The organism is Bacteroides sp. 14(A), assembly GCF_000526555.1.
In the GTDB taxonomy this organism is placed as follows: domain Bacteria; phylum Bacteroidota; class Bacteroidia; order Bacteroidales; family Bacteroidaceae; genus Bacteroides; species Bacteroides cellulosilyticus.
The window spans coordinates 699,057-717,729 of sequence record NZ_JAGH01000004.1; the positions used below are offsets into that span (position 1 = coordinate 699,057).

20 protein-coding genes are annotated in these 18,673 nt (G+C 37.3%); 18 read left to right on the forward strand and 2 right to left on the reverse strand.

What is annotated here, in order from left to right; genetic code table 11:
- Positions 1–52 precede the first annotated feature (52 nt).
- Together K429_RS0121745 and K429_RS0121750 are read right to left on the reverse strand one after the other, a co-directional pair.
- On the reverse strand, positions 53–2,251 hold the full coding sequence (locus K429_RS0121745) for a VapE domain-containing protein (RefSeq protein WP_029328030.1): 2,199 nt from the start codon (positions 2,249–2,251) through the stop codon (positions 53–55).
- A 114-nt stretch (positions 2,252–2,365) separates the two neighbouring features.
- Positions 2,366–2,716, reverse strand: a complete 351-nt coding sequence (locus K429_RS0121750) for a hypothetical protein (protein WP_029328031.1) — start codon at positions 2,714–2,716, stop codon at positions 2,366–2,368.
- Positions 2,717–3,532: 816 nt separating this feature from the next.
- Here K429_RS0121750 and K429_RS0121760 point away from each other — a divergent pair.
- The 18 genes from K429_RS0121760 (at position 3,533) to K429_RS0121840 (ending at position 18,536) form a co-directional block, all read left to right on the forward strand.
- Positions 3,533–4,069, forward strand: coding sequence for a UpxY family transcription antiterminator (locus K429_RS0121760; RefSeq protein WP_029328032.1), 537 nt, complete (start codon positions 3,533–3,535; stop codon positions 4,067–4,069).
- A gap of 62 nt (positions 4,070–4,131) precedes the next feature.
- Positions 4,132–4,620 (forward strand): UpxZ family transcription anti-terminator antagonist, encoded by a 489-nt coding sequence (locus K429_RS0121765; RefSeq protein WP_007209933.1) that lies wholly within the window; start codon positions 4,132–4,134, stop codon positions 4,618–4,620.
- 18 nt (positions 4,621–4,638) lie between these two features.
- A complete protein-coding gene (rfbC, locus tag K429_RS0121770; RefSeq protein ID WP_007209932.1) occupies positions 4,639–5,208 on the forward strand; it encodes a dTDP-4-dehydrorhamnose 3,5-epimerase in 570 nt (189 codons plus the stop codon).
- A 39-nt stretch (positions 5,209–5,247) separates the two neighbouring features.
- A complete protein-coding gene (locus K429_RS0121775) occupies positions 5,248–6,234 on the forward strand; it encodes an SDR family oxidoreductase (RefSeq protein ID WP_007209931.1) in 987 nt (328 codons plus the stop codon).
- A 59-nt stretch (positions 6,235–6,293) separates the two neighbouring features.
- Positions 6,294–7,559 carry a nucleotide sugar dehydrogenase gene (locus tag K429_RS0121780; RefSeq protein ID WP_007209930.1) on the forward strand — a complete coding sequence of 422 codons (1,266 nt, stop codon included), beginning with the start codon at positions 6,294–6,296 and terminating at the stop codon, positions 7,557–7,559.
- Between the two features lie 75 nt (positions 7,560–7,634).
- Positions 7,635–8,186 (forward strand): acyltransferase, encoded by a 552-nt coding sequence (locus K429_RS0121785; protein ID WP_007209929.1) that lies wholly within the window; start codon positions 7,635–7,637, stop codon positions 8,184–8,186.
- A 49-nt stretch (positions 8,187–8,235) separates the two neighbouring features.
- Positions 8,236–9,159, forward strand: coding sequence for a hypothetical protein (locus K429_RS0121790; protein ID WP_007209928.1), 924 nt, complete (start codon positions 8,236–8,238; stop codon positions 9,157–9,159).
- Complete coding sequence (locus K429_RS0121795; protein ID WP_007209927.1) at positions 9,156–10,562, forward strand: lipopolysaccharide biosynthesis protein; 1,407 nt, start codon at positions 9,156–9,158, stop codon at positions 10,560–10,562. The genes K429_RS0121790 and K429_RS0121795 overlap by 4 nt, the downstream gene beginning before the upstream one ends.
- Positions 10,550–11,725, forward strand: a complete 1,176-nt coding sequence (locus K429_RS0121800; RefSeq protein WP_029328033.1) for an EpsG family protein — start codon at positions 10,550–10,552, stop codon at positions 11,723–11,725. Before K429_RS0121795 ends, K429_RS0121800 begins: the two co-directional genes overlap by 13 nt.
- Positions 11,726–11,733: 8 nt before the next feature.
- A complete protein-coding gene (locus K429_RS0121805; protein WP_007209924.1) occupies positions 11,734–12,816 on the forward strand; it encodes a glycosyltransferase in 1,083 nt (360 codons plus the stop codon).
- Positions 12,817–12,827: 11 nt separating this feature from the next.
- Entirely contained in the window at positions 12,828–13,070 is a 243-nt protein-coding gene (locus tag K429_RS31005; protein WP_044097038.1) for a hypothetical protein, read from the forward strand.
- Between the two features lie 131 nt (positions 13,071–13,201).
- Positions 13,202–14,002, forward strand: coding sequence for a glycosyltransferase family 4 protein (locus tag K429_RS29045; protein ID WP_231501908.1), 801 nt, complete (start codon positions 13,202–13,204; stop codon positions 14,000–14,002).
- Positions 14,003–14,094: 92 nt separating this feature from the next.
- Entirely contained in the window at positions 14,095–14,496 is a 402-nt protein-coding gene (locus K429_RS0121815; RefSeq protein ID WP_227071654.1) for a serine O-acetyltransferase, read from the forward strand.
- A gap of 23 nt (positions 14,497–14,519) precedes the next feature.
- Positions 14,520–15,662: a glycosyltransferase family 4 protein gene (locus tag K429_RS0121820; RefSeq protein WP_007209921.1), complete on the forward strand. Its 1,143-nt coding sequence runs from the start codon at positions 14,520–14,522 to the stop codon at positions 15,660–15,662.
- Positions 15,663–15,664: 2 nt separating this feature from the next.
- Positions 15,665–16,273, forward strand: a complete 609-nt coding sequence (locus K429_RS0121825; protein WP_029328034.1) for a sugar transferase — start codon at positions 15,665–15,667, stop codon at positions 16,271–16,273.
- Between the two features lie 11 nt (positions 16,274–16,284).
- Positions 16,285–16,869: an acetyltransferase gene (locus K429_RS0121830; RefSeq protein WP_007209919.1), complete on the forward strand. Its 585-nt coding sequence runs from the start codon at positions 16,285–16,287 to the stop codon at positions 16,867–16,869.
- A gap of 27 nt (positions 16,870–16,896) precedes the next feature.
- A complete protein-coding gene (locus K429_RS0121835; RefSeq protein ID WP_029328035.1) occupies positions 16,897–18,036 on the forward strand; it encodes a DegT/DnrJ/EryC1/StrS aminotransferase family protein in 1,140 nt (379 codons plus the stop codon).
- 194 nt (positions 18,037–18,230) lie between these two features.
- Positions 18,231–18,536, forward strand: a complete 306-nt coding sequence (locus K429_RS0121840; RefSeq protein WP_029328036.1) for a hypothetical protein — start codon at positions 18,231–18,233, stop codon at positions 18,534–18,536.
- The last annotated feature ends 137 nt before the right edge of the window (positions 18,537–18,673 follow it).

Genomic DNA, 18,673 nt, shown 5'->3' on the forward strand with positions numbered 1-18,673 from the left:
ATGTAATGCTGTATTACATATATTCTTATCACCCGTTTCGTTATATGATAACTCACTTCCCGAATCCCTTGTTTACCTCATCATTCTGCAAGTCCACCACTTCATATTCGGTGCTTCCCTGTGCGTTCCTTCTCGTGCGGAATCTGTATTTCTCCAGCGACAGTACCAATGTCTGTATCGCCTGCCTGTTCACTTGTATCTTTCCGTAAATGGCAATCTTGCTGAGTATGGCTGCTGCGGGCATCCACTTCACGCAGGTGTCTTCGGGTTCCGGTTTCCGGAAATATACCAGCAGATTCTCCTCCACCGGATCTTTCATGCGGTGCATTTCGTTGTGCCGGTTCAGTTCGTCTATCTCTTCCCCTTCGTACCAGTATTGATATCCCCCGTTCAGCAACGCGTATGCCTGCGCATATATCCCTTCGTAATTGACGGGTGTTCTGTAATCCATCGAAATGACAGAAGAGGGCAAAAATCGTCTGTTTCCTCCTATATCCTGTAGGCACAGCCGGTTGTTGGTGCTGGCAATGAAGGACGCTCGTCGTATGAAGGATAGTGTCTGCATGTCGTATACTTTTCGTTCTGTGACGCTCTCCTGCGTGATGGTTCTTTTGAGTCCTGCCAGGTCACTGATTCTGGCTCCGTCAAACTCTTCCATATTGATGATGAGGTGCGTGCTTAGCATCAGTTGGTGGTCCTTGTTTTCCGGATTGGCCATTCCGTTCCGGTAATATTCCCTCCACTCAGGTGGCAACAGCCTTCGTATCCATGTGCTCTTTCCCTTTCCCTGCTCTGAGTAGAGTATGATGACGAGATGGTTCACAGCCTCGTCCTGCAATGCACACGCCAGCATGCCCACGAACCACTTTCTGAAACTTTTCTTCCAGAACTCTTGGTCTTCGGTCTGTACGGTTTCTGCCAGTTGCCCGATGTAATCGGTCACTCCGTCCCATGGCTTGAGCTTCTCAATGTAGTCCGTGAAAGGATTGAATTCCCTGGGATATGAAGAGTTTACGATCGCCTTCACGTAATCCAGCGAACACTTGATTCCTGTCAGTTGCAGTTCCAGGAATATGGCGTTGTAGCTTGTTGCTCTTACGGGTCGTAGTTTGCCTATCCATTTTTCTGTCTTCTCGTTGAAGTCGAGATACTCCAGTCGGTCCATTATAATGTTCCTTCGGAAATCATAATGCGTTTTCAGGAAATCGAGCAGCTGATGAATCGTGTCGGGCTTCTCCTCTTCCTTGCGCATGTTGGCTTCCGTCGTCCTGTCGGTATAGATGTACGCGTTGTGTATGGGCGTTGCCGCGTTGAACTCTTCACTGCCGAATTTTTCCTGTGCCAGACGCATGACCACTTCCTCTTCCAGACCTTTCGTATAGCACTTGTTTCCTAGTGCGAAGATGAAGCAGTCCCGTTTTCCCGGCTCAAACTTTGATATCCTCTTCACCGCAAGCACCGCCTTGTTGAATTCCATCCTTTCCCAGGGTTCGGCTTCCGCTTTTCCGCCCTCCGGCTTATCACTCATCACTTTATCACTCACTGTCTTTTCACTTATCAACTTACCACTTATCACTTTTTCACTTACCGTTTTTTTCCTTCCTGGTCGTGGCTTTTCGGGTGGAATGATATCCGCCAGTGTCTCGTCCACCTCTTTCATGAGTTCTTCATTGAGGTACGCCTTTTCATCGAAAGACGTGAAGAATCCTCTTGATATGTCCTTCCCGCTTCCGTCGACTTCCACATCCAGCAGTTTTTCGTAATATTCCTTGCAGGTGTCATACATTATTCGGTGATGCTTCTCCAAGGTGGAGAAATCCATCCCCGTTTTGGCAAGACTTTCTCTTAGAGTCGTGGCATACTTCGTGCGCATGAATACGAATATCTTGAATCCGTGTGCTTTGGGAGTCAGGAAAGAAGCCAGCGTATTGGGATCTCCATTGATTTTCTCCCTCAGTCCTTCCAACTTCTCTTCAGGTTGGTCGTCAATATCCAGTAGGATGATGTGTGTATACCTTGTAATGCTGTATGCCTGCCTTTTCTCCCTGTATCCCGCTGTAACGGTATAGAAAGGCAACTGTTTTTTCACATTATTCGCCTCTTCCATCTTTCCCTGGCTGACGAGCAGCCTGATTTTGAATATCAGTTTTGCATGTATCCCTTTGGTGATGTTTTCAATAACTTTTCGGAGTGTTATTTCTCCCCGTACATTGCTGAATCCGCTGTATGCGGTAACTGGAATATTTTCCATTTGTTTTTAGTTGTTTAAATCTGCCTTATTGGCGGCACGAAATAGGGGATAATAATCTGAATGGCAAAAACGCCTTTTTAGTGAGAAAAGGCGTTTTTGCACAATTTTGAACGTTTACTTCTTTATTTTTACTTGCTCCTCCTTTTCCTGAAATTCTTTTCTCAGATTAATGATTTCAGTATTAATGCTTTTCAGAGCTAGAACTCCTTTTTCATGCTTTCCTTTTTCAAAGAGTACGATGTGCTCCAGTTTCTTTGCCAGATCCATGGTTCCTTTGATTCCTGCTTCTTTCTTGTGGTGCATAAGCATGTTTATCCATGGAGTGAGGAATTCCTTCCTTTTTTCGGCCCCGACCAGAATCCGTTCTCCAAACGCCTCATTTTCAACTAACAGGATATTGATCCTGTCTTCTTTCTTTTCAATTTCGATGTTGTAGCCATCCTTGCAGTTGAGTTCAATACTCAAGATTGTGTTTTTTTAGTCATAAAATCACAATTTTAGAAGTTAGTAATTTATTTTAAGTTTACTATACGAAAGCAAAATTAACGGTTCTATCTGTAATATCTGTCATTCTTTTCTGTAAAAGTGAATATTTTCTGTTCTATGTGTTATACACAAAATGGTAAATAGGTATGGAGAGCTACTACCTATTACTTATAGAATGTGTGTAACAAGATATAAAGAAAAAGTAGGAAAATACGCGCCTATGGGGTGTGTATACGCGGGTACATTATTATAAAAGAAACTGTGGGATGAGAGATTGCCGGGACAGAAATGCAAGAATAATGAAATAGGGGATAGGATAGGAGAGTATGGATATGGTGTTAATAATGATTGTCGTAAATGATGGGTGTTTTTTAATCGTTCGTTTAATGTGCGCAAAGATAATGCCCAGAAATGAAACAACAAAATATTCTGATAAAGAAAAATTAAATATTTTCTTTTTGCCTATATATATTACTAATATATAGCCTGTTACCTTTGAAATGAGATTGTAATTTTGAGATTACTTTCTTGTTGAAAGAATCTTAGTATGAAAACAACCTTCCAACCTATCTTTTAAACGAACGATTAAAAGATAATATATCTGTTTAATTAATTAGTTTATAGCTCTTTACCTGCTATATGTCATGGTAATGAACAACTACGGGAAATCAATGGGCAAGAAGAACACAATACTTGCCGTATCTTACATAAAGTGTTCACAAGTGATTGAAATTCAAGCGTATGCAAGAATTTTAAAGCCCCGAGAGAACACCCTTTTCTGAAATAACTCTTGAAATGGAAGCGGATAAAGAGACTGAAATATGGTACGCCATGCGTGCCACGTACCGTAGAGAGCCTGATGCTATGCGCTTGCTTGAAAAGGAAAAAATGGGTTGTTTTATTCCCATGCAATACAAGATCAGCATAAAGAAAGGTAAGAAAGTCCGTGCTTTGGTTCCAGTTGTCCACAACTTGCTGTTTGTCCATGCCTGTCCTTCGGATGTGAAGCGCATCAAATCACAGGTAAGCTATTTGCAATACATTACGGATACCCGTAGCGGTCAGAAGATTATTATCTCCGACAGTGAAATGCAACGCTTTATTGCTGTAGCCGGTACTTACAATGACCATCTCATGTACTTCCAACCGGATGAACTGAATTTGTCCAAAGGTACAAAAGTTCGTATTACGGGCGGTGACTTTGAGGGGCAGGAAGGTATTTTTCTGAAAGTAAAAGGCGCACGTGATCGCCGTGTGGTTATCGAGATACAAGGTGTTATTGCTGTTGCGCTTGCTACCATTCATCCGGATCTCATAGAAGTAATCAAATAATTGACGATCAGCCGTTGCCATTGAACAGCTGATAAATCATAAATTATAAATCATAAATCATTATGTCTCTTTCCGAAGAAACACTTGCTCTTCAGCGTGCAGCGCACGATCTGATGTATTTGGGCATGGACGGTAGTCCTGTCTATAGTGACGACCTTTCCCGTCGTAACGGTGAAGTTTATCGCCTGACTACGGCTTTGTATAATTCCGGTGTCAAAGGCGCTACTGTGGAAGAACAGGCGAACGTTTGTCTTGCTCTTCTGATGGGTTATAGTGCCTCATTTATTGATCACGGTGAAAAACAGAAACATATCCAGGAGGTCTTGGACTGTTGCTGGGATATTCTTGATGCTCTTCCTGTCTCGTTGCTGAAACTTCGTCTGCTCACCGCCTGCTATGGTGAGGTATTTGACGAGCCTTTGGCTGACGAAGGTCGTACTATCATTGCTTCCTGGGATTCTACATCACTCACTGCTGAACAGCAAGAAGCTATTGAGGAGTTCCAGAATGTGGTGGATAATCCTTATCCGTGGGAATATATTGATGAATAAAAGCTGCCTCTTAATAATATGGAAGTTCTAAAAACATTAATTGAAGGTGTTGTAATCATTGAACCTCGTCTTTTTAAAGATGGTCGTGGCTGTTTTTTTGAGTCTTTCAATCAGAAAGAGTTTGAAGAAAAAGTTTGTAAAACGACATTCGTACAAGATAATGAATCCAAATCGTCTTATGGTGTCATTCGTGGATTGCATTTTCAAAAAACTCCTTTTGCCCAAAGTAAATTAGTCCGTGTAGTGAAAGGAACAGTGCTGGATGTTGCTGTTGACATAAGAAAAGGTTCTCCTACTTTTGGACAACATGTAGCAGTTGAGTTAACAGAAAATAATTATCGTCAGCTTTTTATTCCACGAGGTTTTGCTCATGGTTTTTCCGTTTTGAGTGAAGAAGTGGTCTTTCAATACAAGTGTGATAACTTTTATGTTCCCCAAAGTGAATGTGCTTTAGCATGGGATGATCTGGAGTTAAATATTGATTGGAGAATACCGGCAGAAAATGTGATTTTAAGTGAGAAAGATAGAGCACATCCTAATTTAAGAAATAGTGAATGGTTATTTGATTATTCTGAAATTCTGTATTGATATATTGAGGTTGAAAAATAAGTTTATGATATATACTATATGAATAGCGAAAACGAACAACGAGTTTTAGTAACAGGAGGAGCTGGTTTTATAGGTTCTAATCTTTGTGAGTATCTTTTGGCTCATGATTATAATGTTACTTGTTTAGATAATTTTTCTACAGGTAAAATAGAAAATCTACTTCCTCTGTTAAATGAATATCCTGATAATTTCAAGTTGGTTGTGGGGGATATTCGTTGTCTTTCAGATTGTCAGAAGGCAATAGAAGGTGCTGAGTATGTTTTACATGAAGCTGCATTGGGTTCAGTGCCTCGTTCTATAAAAGATCCGGGAACTACGAATGCTGTCAATATTGATGGCTTTTTGAATATGTTGATAGCTGCTCGTGATGCAGGTGTGAAGCGTTTTATGTATGCAGCCAGTTCATCTACCTATGGTGATAGTAAGAGTTTGCCGAAAGTAGAAGATGTAATAGGCCGGCCGTTATCTCCTTATGCTATTACTAAATATGTGAATGAGCTCTATGCGGATGTTTTTGCTCGCACCTATAATATGGAGTGTATCGGCTTGCGCTATTTTAACGTATTTGGACGTCGGCAAGATCCATTTGGGGCTTATGCTGCTGTAATTCCTCTGTTTGTGAAGAAGCTGATAGCTCACGAAAGTCCCGTGATCAATGGGGACGGTGAATATAGCCGTGACTTTACTTATATTGATAATGTCGTCCAAATGAATATGTTGGCGATGACTACTACTAATCCTGAAGCAGTAAATCAGGTGTATAACACAGCGTTTGGTGAACGTACTACTTTAAATCAATTAGTGGACTATTTAAAAGAATTTCTGAGTGATTTTGATTCAGAGATAGCTAATATTGAGGTTACTCATGGTCCAAATCGTTTAGGCGATATTCCACATTCCTTGGCATGCATAGATAAGGCAAAAAAATTACTTCACTATAACCCTAAGTACAGTATGCGTGACGGACTGAAAGAAGCTGTCAAGTGGTATTGGGAGAATATCTGATTGTTTCTCTTTCTTCTTTTTTTTGAATCATTTTAATTTTTATAAATACTGAAAATCTTATGGATACAGTAAAAATAGCCGTAATCGGTCTCGGTTACGTTGGGCTTCCTTTGGCCCGTTTGTTTTCAACTAAGTATACGACTATTGGTTTTGATATGAACCGTGCGCGTGTTGACGCCTTGATGGCAGGACATGATGCGACACTTGAAGTTTCTGATGATTTGTTGCAATCGGCAATAGCTAATGGTTTTAAATGTACTGCTGACATAGAGGATATTCGTGACTGTAATTTTTATGTCGTAGCTGTTCCTACTCCCGTTGATAAAAATCATAATCCTGATCTAACTCCTCTATATGGAGCAAGTACTACTGTGGGAAAAGTAATATCTAAAGGCGATATTGTGGTATATGAGTCTACAGTATATCCAGGCGTAACTGAAGATGAATGTATTCCAGTGGTAGAGAAAGTGTCCGGCTTGAGATTTAATATTGATTTTTTTGCAGGCTATTCGCCTGAACGTATAAATCCGGGAGACAAATTGCATACAGTAGAGAAGATTAAGAAAGTAACTTCCGGTTCTACTCCTGAGATAGGTAAGAAAGTGGATGAGGTATACGCCTCGGTTATTACGGCAGGTACTCATTTGGCTCCTACGATAAAAGTGGCAGAAGCTGCAAAGGTTATTGAGAACTCTCAACGCGATATTAATATTGCTTTTGTTAATGAACTTTCTAAAATATTTACCCGTATGGGTATTGATACGCAGGATGTGCTTGAAGCTGCAAGTACAAAATGGAATTTCTTACCGTTTAAGCCAGGTTTGGTAGGTGGACATTGTATAGGTGTTGATCCTTATTATTTGGCTCAATGTGCACAAACCTTTGGATATAATCCGGAAATTATTCTTGCTGGTCGTCGTATGAATGATGGAATGGGAGAGTATGTAGCTAATCAAGTAGTGAAGTTGATGTTGAAGAAAGGTATTCAGGTATTAAATTCTAATATTTTGATACTTGGCTTTACATTCAAGGAGAATTGTCCAGATGTTCGCAATACGAAAGTGATTGATATCTATAATTCACTGAAAGAATATAATGTGAATATCATGGTGTATGACCCGTGGGTCAATCCTGAAATAGTAAAATATGAGTATGAAATAGAGGTCGTTAATGAACTTCCTTTGAAAAAGTTTGATACTGCTATTTTAGCCGTTGCACATGATGAGTTTTCTCATTTTCAGGTGAAAAAAATGTTGAAGGAGATTAATGTTTTGTTCGATGTGAAAGGTACATTGGATAAGTCGATTATTGATGGGAGATTGTAAAGATAACTTTTTAACTCATCTAATTTTATTTGATAAATTAAAAGCTTTTTGTTGTTTTATAAATTTGTTGTTTTTATGAAGTTATTAAAAAAAGTAATAGATAAAATCAGAGATAAATTTCTTTCAGATGAAGAATATGCTCGAAGAATTGGGGTGAAAATAGGTAAACATTGCTATATTTCAACCCGTCGTTTTCCTTCTGAAGCCTATTTGATAAGTATAGGAGACTATGTACGAATAGCACCTAATACTATGTTTTTCACACATGGTGGATTGTGGTCTATACGAAAAAAGTATAAAGATAAAAATATTGATTATTTTGGTAAAATAATTATAGGTGATTATACTTATATAGGAGAAGGGTGTATGATTATGCCTGGAGTGACAATAGGTACAAATGTGATAATTGGAGCAGGGTCTGTAGTCACAAAAAGTGTTCCTGATAACTGTATGGTTGCAGGAAATCCTATCAAGTATATAGGTAATACGGAAGCATTTTATGAGAAAATAAAGTTGCATAATATTGGAACTTCAGGACTTTCATTTCAGGAAAAAAGAGAAAAACTTCTAAAATTGGAGGAGGATAGCTTCGTTGTGAAACCGTATATTAACTTTCTTCCTAAATAGAAGCATTTCTTGTTGCAGAATACGTGGTGACAATTTTTTTAAGTAGAATATGGATAAAGTATTATTTTTAAATAGGGCAACGGATATTTCTGTAAGCACAGTCTCAGCTTTTTTTTCTAAATTAATGAATAAAGGGAATATATCAACTTGTGCACAGTATCATTTTCCAAATTCATTTCATCAGAAATTATGGAGAATTCTTGGTCTTGTTGGATATAGTGGAAATTTGTGGTTGGGTGATTGGAAAAAAAATCTTAGTAGTTATTCTATAATCATTGTTTGCGCGACTAAAAACAAGGATGTAATCAAGTATTTGTGTAAAAACAAACAGCCTGGTCAGCGCATTATTCTATGGTACTGGAATCCTGCTTTTTGTTGTATAGATCCCGAATTAGTAAAGAATTGGGGATGTGAGTTATGGTCTTTTGATGCAAATGATTGTGACAAATATAATATGTTCTATAATACTACATATTATTTTAAGGATTTGCAATTGCCTAAATCTAAAAAAGAAAAGGTAGATGTTTTCTTTTGTGGCTTAAGTAAAGGTCGAAACAGCTTTTTGTTTACTATACAAAATAGGGTAGAGAAGATGCAATTAGTTCCTTACTTTCATATTGTTGATGAACAGCTTCCTATAGAAGAGCAGAAGCCACGTTTGTCTTATCAAGAAAACTTGGAATATATTTCTTCATGTAAGGCCGTATTAGACATATTGCAAGAAGGACAAGATGGTATGACACTTAGAGTAATGGAAGCTCTATTCTTTCAAAAAAAACTAATAACTAATCAGTTGTCTTTAGTTAAAGCAGATTTTTATCATCCTAATAATATATTTATCATAGGGAAAGATAATTGGAATAATTTGAAGTCATTTATGAGTACTCCTATTGTTCCTATATCGGAAGAAATTAAATATAAATATGACTTCTTTTCGTGGGTCGAACGTTTTGGAGAAAAAGTAAGCTTATGAAAGAATTAATATTAAATTTCTTTTCATTTGGCTTGGCAGTATCTCTAGAAAGATTTTTGTCGTTTTTGTTAATTCCGTTATATGCCAGTGTCTTTTCTGTGACAGAATTTGGTGTAATTGATTTGGTACAAACATTTATAGGGGTAGTGACTATTTTTTGCTTTTTGCAACTTGAAACATCTTTGCAACGTTTCTATTATGAATATGAAGGTGAAGACAAAAAGAAATTTTTATTTTCTATTTTTTCTTTGATTCTTTCAATAACGTTTCTACTTTCACTGGGAGTGGCTGTTTGTGCAGATTATTTAAGCAATTGGTTATGTGAAAATCAACAATATGCAATGGCTATCAGAATAGCAGCCATGCAAATGGTCTTTTCGGTATTATCTACTTTGACTTTGATATTATTACGGTTTGAGAAAAAAAATAAATTTTTCACTTTGGTAGTACTTGTCAAATCTCTTTTATTGATCTCTTTTGTTTATTACTTTGTTTCTGTGATGCATTATGGAATAAATGGTTTTTTTCTTTCTCAATTAATAGCAATAGCTTTATCGTCCTTGTTTTCCCTTTTTTTAGTGCGTAAATTATTCATTTTTCATCTGTCAAAGCCATACCTGAAATTGTCTTTAAAATATGCATTACCTCAGTTTCCGGCAAGAGTGGGTAGTGCGACTAATGCTTATGCCAATCGTTTCTTTATTTTAGGATATTTAGATACTTATCATATAGGTCTGTTCTCAATGGCATTAAAAATAGGCTCTATAATGCAATTAATACATCAAACGTTTATGATGGCATGGAATCAGTATATGTTCGAAACTTTAAAAAAGAAGAATCATAAACAAATGTTTATTATATTATACCGTATGACCGTTCCAGCTGTATTCTTCATTTCATTATGTCTATTTTTGTTTTCTGAAGAATTGATTGTAGCTTTTGCTTCTCCTAAATTTGTAGAATCAGCTAGGTATGTAGGTTGCATAGCAATAGCTATTGCCCTTCTAATTGTTAAGGAACTGGTTGATATCGGTCCTAAATATTTATCTAAAACCTATTTCTTATCCATTTCTTTTTTGTCGGCTTTGGGAGTAAATCTGATAAGTTTGTTTTTCTTGGTTAGGTATTTAGAACTGTCTGGTGTTGTTTTTTCAATGGTGTTGACAAATATTGTTCTATTGGCTTTGAGTTGGTTGTTTTCTTATCGGCTTTATCCAATAGAGTTTCCATACCGAACGTTGCTGTTTTCAGCTCTTCCTGCCCTTATAATGGCGATTACTATGATTTATGTGTCAATACCCTTACATTATAGAATAGTAATGTTGTTTTTGTTAGCTGGATATTATTCTTTGCTAATTTATAAAGGTGGTGTTCATTACAAAAAGACTATATGCTCTATTTAATGGTTTTTCTTTTTTCAGCTTTTTGTGTATATCAATATGATATAAAGAAGAAAAAAGCATATCAGGTACTATCTTACAGATTATTGTTATTAATAGCTATTGGAGTGGCTGGATGTCGATGTGTTGTGGGGGGAGATACAGTTCGCTATATGCGATATTTTGAAGAATATCCTTCGCTTTTTGAGGTCAATATCTTTTCTTATGCTTTATTTGATCCATTATGGTTGTTATTGAATAGTGCGATAAAAATAATTTGGGATGATTTCTTTTTCTTTCAGTTCGTGCATGCGATTTTATTGAATATTCTTCTTTTTTACTTGATAAAGAAATATTCAGGTTATAAGTTTACTGTTGTTTTCTTCTATTTTTCATATTTATATTTGTATTATAATATGGAAATACTTAGAGAAGCACTGGCTATTGCTATTTTTTTGTATGCTTTGCGCTTTTATAAAAGTGGAAATTGGGGAAAATATTACCTAATGGTATTTGTCTGCTTTTTATTTCATTCATCAGCTGTTGTTACCTTTTTTATTCCATTATTTCGTTATGTGAGATATTCATTTTTTAAAGTATTTTTGTTAGTGTTGATTTCGATTGTAATATTCAATTATTTGTCACCTGTCTTAGAGGTACTTATGATGAATCCTATGATGGTGCAGAAATTTGAATTGTATAAAGATGCCAGTTTGAATACAAATGCCAAAATATTGCATATACTAATTTATGTTTTCATTCCTATGCTTGTAATATACATAAATAATACGAAGCTAAAGAATAGTAATTCTTGGGGGAATGAATTCTATATGACATACTTTTTCTTTGCATCATTGTCTGTAGGAAATACGGCTATAGGCAACAGATTTATGAATTATATTATACCTGTTCTGTTACTTTATTATGTGGAATTTTTATTTTTAGCCTTGAAGTGTTGTTATTTTAAAAAAGTGAAAGTATTGTTTTTTATTATAGCAGTATGTATGCCGTTAGGGTTGAAATTTTCAAGCTATTTTAAAGATACTTCGTATGCGGTTCCTAATACTATAAACTATTTTAGATGGTTTCCATATACAAATATTTGGGAGCGCAACGATGTGGAACAACAGCAAATTATTGAAGAACGAATAAGCTATGTGGATGCTTTAATGTTTTATTCAGACTGACAATTAAGATGAAAACTCTCTTTCTTATAACTACCTTGGACCAAGGTGGCATTGAAACCTATCTACTAAGATATTTGGAATACTATCAAGAACATGAAGCTATTGTGATTTGTAAATCGGGTGGTTTTGGAGAACTTTATCCCCAATATGCCCGAATGGTAAGAGTCTTGCCTATGCGCTTTTCTTATATTTTAGGAAAGCAATATTATAGATTTTATAAATTACTAAAGAATGAAGGGATAGATACGGTTTGTGATTTTACAGGGAATTTTGCAGGGTTGCCTCTTGGGATAGCTTGGTTGGCAAGAGTAAAAAAGAGAATTGTATTTTATCGTGGTTCTACAAATCATTTTAAAGAGACACCTTTTCGTTTACTCTATAATGCTGGTATGAGAAGATTGGTCTTGGTTTTTGCTACTAAGATACTCTCAAATTCAGTGGCAGCACTTGATTTCTTTTTTCCAAAACGTAACAGGATATCAGAACGCTTTGAGGTTATCTATAATGGAATGGATATGAAAAAGCTATCACAGCAGGGAAAGAAGCAGTTACTCCAAGAATTCAGTTTGCCTTCTGATGCTTTCATTGTGGGGCATACCGGACGCTGTAATGAGGCAAAGAATCATGATACTATTTTAAAAGTTGCTTCGGAACTTTGTCACAGGCATAAAGATATCCATTTTGTATTAGTGGGTAAGGGAGTGAGAGAAAAATATGAAATGATAGTTCAGCAAATGGGATTGGATGGACAAATTCATCTGTTAGGTTATAGAAGTGATGTACTTCGTATCCTTCCATTATTTGATTTATATTATTTCCCGTCTTTAACAGAAGGGCAACCTAATGCTTTGATTGAGGCTATGGCTACGGGATTGCCTTTTGTGGCTTCTGACATAGCTTCAATAAAGGAATCGGTTCCTGTAGAAATGTATTCTTTACTCCTTTCTCCTTGTGATGCAGAAAAGGCTGTAAAAGTAATAGAACGAATCTATAAAGGGGAGGTCAATAGAGATAAGTATAGGTGTAAGGAGTGGGCACAGAAATGTTTTAATGCGGATGACTTATTCGCTAAATTTAGAAAAGAGTTATAAGATTATATTCTATGGATTTAGTTTTTTGTACGGAAGCACGTTTGGTGCGTAGATCTTCAGGTTTGGTATATAGTATTGATGGAGGTCTTACGAATAATTTGTGGCAACGTTATTTGTGTAAATTTAATCATGTGTATGTGATGGCACGTGTGCTTTCTGATGATGATTGTCCAATAAACGATAAGTATTTAGCATCGAGTGAACGTGTTTCATTTATAGATTTGCCGTATTATTTGGGGCCTATACAATATTAAAGACACGGAGAAAACTCAATAAGATAGTTGCAAATAGTTTAATGCCTGGCTGTGTTTATATTTGTCGGGTTCCTGGAGAAATAGGAACACTTGTGGCGGACCATTTGAGAAGATGTAAGATACCTTATGGTGTGGAAGTAGTGGGAGATCCTTGGGATGTATTTGCCCCTGGAGCCGTCAGACATCCATTTCGTGTTTTTTTTCGCTATAGAGGGACTTATGATTTGAAGCGGACTGTTGTCCGTGCAGCCGCTGCTCTGTATGTTACGGAAAATCAGTTGCAAAAGCGTTATCCGGTGAACAATTCTGTATTTAGTATTTCTGCGTCAGATGTACAGATTAGTTCTCGGAATTTACCGTCCTCAGAAAAAGTCTTGTATAAGAAAGAAAAGTATAATCTTTTGTCAGTAGGTTCTTTGGAACAAATGTACAAAGCACCGGATGTGGTGTTGGAGGCATTGGCGTTATTAAAGGATAGAGGGGTGTATTGTAGGTTAACATGGTTGGGGGAAGGCAAAAATAAAGGAGAAATGCAAAAGTTGGCATCGGCTTTACATATTACTAATGATGTGAACTTTAAGGGAAATGTAAGTCGAGAAGAAGTGGATGAAGAATTGAAGAATTCTGATCTTTTTCTGTTAGTGTCACGTACTGAGGGGTTACCACGCGCCTTAATAGAGGCAATGGCTATGGGGGTACCATGTATTGGAACCCAAGTGGGCGGTATACCGGAGTTGTTAAATAAACAAATGTTAATTCGAGCTGGTGATTCATTGGCTTTGGCAAATAAAATTGAATTCTTACTGACCCACATAGATATGGCGAACAAGGAAGCAAATAGAAACTATGAATTTGCCAAAAACTATTATGATTCTGTTCTTCAGCAAAGGAGAGAGTCATTTTATCAATACCTTATCTCTATAGTGAAATGAATCCTTTCTCTTTTCAACATAAATTAGGACGTATAATTCTGTCGTGGATACAACACTACAATCATGAGAAATACTGGAAACGTCGTGCTGTTGTGACTAATCCTCAAGATAAGACAAATCTGTTGCTGAAGCTTTACTATCTTTATTATATAAAGAAAACTGATGCTTATCATAATTGCTCATTCGGTACTAATATAAATGCCGGTGCTTTTTTTGCTACTTCTCCGCATCTTCCTCATGGACCTAATGGTATTATAGTGGGGCATGATGTGTGTATTGGTGAAAATATAATTATATATCAACAGGTCACTATTTCTCAAGGGGGAGTTGTAATAGGACATAATGTAATACTTGGTGCTGGTGCAAAAATTCTTCCGAATGTATGCATCGGCAATAATGTAAAAGTTGGAGCAAATTGTGTGGTAGTGGAGGATATACCCGATAATGCTACAGTAGTATTACCCAAGCCACGGATTATATTGAAACAAGGATAACAGTGTAGATAAACTTTATACAAATGAGAAATAAAAAGTTGTTTTATATCGTAACTACTATTCCTTTATCATTGAATTTTTTTAGGGGACAGTTGGCATATTTAAGTAACAATTTTGAAATTGTTGCTATTTCTTCTGATAGAGATGCCCTTGAAAAATTTGGTGAGACGGAAGGGATTGAGACACACTGCATTCCGATGGTGAGATCAATATCTCTTCTGCATGATTTTAAAAGTCTCATAAAAATCATTTCTTTTTTTAGAAAAAATAAGCCGGATATCGTTCACGGCAATACTCCTAAGGGAAGTTTTTTGTCAATGATAGCTGCCAAACTAACTGGTGTACCTGTAAGAATTTATATGTGTCATGGGCTTAGATACCAAGGATATAGTGGTTTTATGCGGTCTGTTTTAAAAATGATGGAGCGTATTTCGTGTTATTGCTCAACAGAAGTTCTTTGTGTGAGCAATGGGGTGAAAGCAATATTGATAACTGATAGAATTTGTAGGGTAGCCAAGCTAAAAGTGGTAGGAAATGGAAGCTCTAATGGTATTGATGTTACTAAATTTGATAGGAAAATGATTTCAGCAGAAGTCCTTTCCTCTGTTGCGGATTTGGATGATAAGTTCGTTTTTGGTTTTGCTGGTCGTATTGTGAAAGATAAAGGCATAAATGAATTGGTATCTGCATTTAAAAGAATAACTGATCTATACCATGATATGATTTTGATATTAATTGGTCCATTTGAAGACGATAATCCGATAGAGGAAAATACTAAAACTGAAATAGATTTGAATCCTTATATTCATTATTGGGGAAATCAAAAGGATGTCCGACCATTTATGTGTGCTTCAGATGTCTTTATCTTGCCATCATATAGAGAAGGTTTTGGTATGGTGCTTATGGAGGCAGGTGCCTTGGGGGTTCCATGTATAACAACGAATATTACCGGTTGTAATGAAATCATTCAAGATGGTGTGAATGGTAAGATTATTCCTCCACGTGATGAAAATGCTCTCTATGAAGTAATGAAATGGTTTTATGAGCATCGAAATGACGAAGTTAAGAAAATGGCGGAACGAGCCAGACCCATGATAGTGGAACGGTATGAGCAGCATAAGGTTTGGGAAGCGCTGTTGGCAGAATATCAATTGTTGTCTAAATGAATATGTATTCTTTCTTTTTAAAACGATTGATAGATTTTATAGTCGTTTTTGGGGTGTTGGTTATTATTTGGCCGATATTATTAATCATGACTCTTTGGCTACATTTTGCAAATAGAGGGGCTGGAGCTTTTTTTACTCAGGAACGTCCAGGCCAGTATGGTAAGATTTTCAAAGTCATCAAATTTAAAACGATGACTGACGAACGTGATGAAAATGGTGATCTATTACCAGATGAGAAGCGTTTGACAAAAATAGGAAAGTTCATCCGTTCCACTTCAGTAGATGAACTTCCTCAATTATTCAATGTCTTGAAAGGTGATATGTCCCTGATTGGTCCCCGTCCCTTACTACCCCAATATCTTCCTCTTTATTCAAAGGAACAAGCTCGCCGCCATGAAGTTCGTCCGGGTATTACGGGATGGGCTCAGGTGAACGGACGCAATGCTATCAGTTGGACAAAGAAGTTTGAACTGGACGTATGGTATGTGGATCATTGTTCCTTTCTGCTGGATTTGAAAATTATATTTTTAACAGTGAAAAAAGTCTTTGTACGCGAAGGTATCAGTTCTGATACTTCAGTAACAATGGAACCTTTTATCGGAAATAACTGAAATATTAGATAATGTATTTATATGGTGCCAGTGGTCATGCAAAGGTGATCATTGATATTTTACGTGCAAATAATGAGAATGTTGAAGCGTTGTTTGATGATAATGAAGCGATCCATAGTCTTCTTGGTTATCCCGTATTATGTTCTTCGGAAGTCCGGGGACCGCTGATAATCAGCATTGGAAGTAATAGTATCCGCAAGAAAATAGCAGAAAGTCTGAATGTGACTTTTGGTAAAGCTTTCCATCCTTCAGCAATTATATCCGAAGAATCTGAAATAAGTGAAGGCACGGTGGTGATGCAAGGCGCGATAATACAATCGGATGTCTGTCTTGGTAGACATTGTATAATCAATACCGGTGCTTCGGTGGATCATGAGTGCGTGATTGAAGATTATGTACATATTTCTCCTCACTGCACTCTTTGCGGTAATGTCTCGGTTGGAGAGGGTACTTGGATTGGTGCTGGTTCAACTATTATTCCAGGGGTGAAGATTGGGAAATGGAGTGTGATAGGTGCCGGTTCTGTTGTTACAAAAGATATTCCGGATAATGTTCTGGCTGCGGGTAATAGATGCAGAATTATAAAAAGTTTATAATCGTTTTCTTTTAATCATAATAATTTAATGGACAAGAGAATTTATCTTTGCCTTGCTCACATGAGCGGCAAGGAGCAGGGTTTTATAAAGGAAGCTTTCGATACTAACTGGGTTGTTCCTTTGGGTCCCAACGTGAATGCTTTCGAAGATGAACTGAAACATTTTGTAGGACAGGATAAGGAAGTTGTAGCTTTATCTGCGGGTACGGCAGCCATCCATCTGGGATTAATCCAACTTGGTGTAGGAGCCGGTGATGAGGTTATCTGCCAGTCGTTTACGTTCTGTGCGTCGGCCAATCCTGTAGCTTACCAGGGAGCTAAACCTGTGTTTGTCGACAGTGAGGAGGATACCTGGAATATGGACCCTGTTTTGCTGGAAGAAGCTATCAAGGACAGAATCGCAAAGACGGGTAAGAAGCCGAAAGCTATTCTTCCTGTTCATCTTTACGGTATGCCTGCCAGGATTGATGAGATTTGCGCGATAGCCGCTAAATATGATATTCCAGTGCTGGAGGATGCTGCGGAAGCTTTAGGTTCTGAGTTTAAGGGGCAGAAGTGCGGTACTTTCGGTACCTTTGGCGTGTTGTCTTTTAACGGTAATAAGATGATTACTACTTCGGGTGGCGGGGCTTTGATCGTTCCTGATGAAAGCGCCAAGAAGCAGACGATGTTTTATGCTACGCAGGCTCGTGAACCTTTCCCTCATTACCAGCATGAAAAGATCGGTTACAATTATCGTATGAGTAATATTTGTGCGGGTATCGGTCGTGGTCAGATGACTGTGCTGGATGAGCATATTGCGCATCACCGCCATGTACATGCTCTTTACGAGAAGGCTTTTGAAGGTGTGGATGGTATAACGTTGAAATCTAATCCTGATGGTCGTTTCAACGCTAATTATTGGCTGTCTACTATTCTGATAGATCCAGTGAAGACCGGTACTAATTATGATGAGGTCCGGTGTAAACTGGATGAACAGGGAATTGAGACCCGTCCCTTGTGGAAACCTATGCATTTGCAGCCTGTCTATGCAACTAATCCTTGTTATGTGAATGGTGTTTCTGAACGTTTGTTTAATATGGGTTTATGCATTCCTGCCGGTCCTTGGGTGACGGATGAAGATGTGGCTTATATTGTAGAGCAAATAAAAGGCTGTTGTATGAAGTAACTTGTAGTTTATTGTAGACAGGTTTCTACATAATTGTGGAAAAAATACTCAAAATAGAAAAATATTTTTATGCCATTATGGATGTAAATGTTTGATATATAGTGTTATCCTACTCTGAAACTAACTTTGGCATACGTCTTGCATTATATTATGTGAGAGCTAACAAGAAATGTTTAACTTAAACAATTAGAATTATGAAAAAGTTATTTTTAGCAGTAGCATTGGTAATGGGATTGGGTACTTCAGTGGTATTTGCTAACAACATGGTATCAGATGTTGAAATCGCAACGATGATCAACGAGTTTAAACCGATTGATGTAAAAGAACTTCCACAGGCAGTTCAGGATGCCATTAAAGAAAACTACTCGGAAGCGACCATCAAAGAGGCAGCCGTTGAAGTGGCTGAGGATGGAACCAAGACTTACAAGGTAACATTGGTAGATGCAGCCGGTACAGAGAATCCGGTCCTTTTCAATGAAAAAGGGGAAGTTCAGAAATAAGTTATGTACGCAATAAAAAAGGTGCTCGCATGGGCACCTCTTTTATTGTGTTTTTGATGTAATAGAAGTTAAGTATAATAATCTATAGAAAAGAAAAATAGAAAAAGATTGTTTATTAATGAAGAGTTTGTACCTTT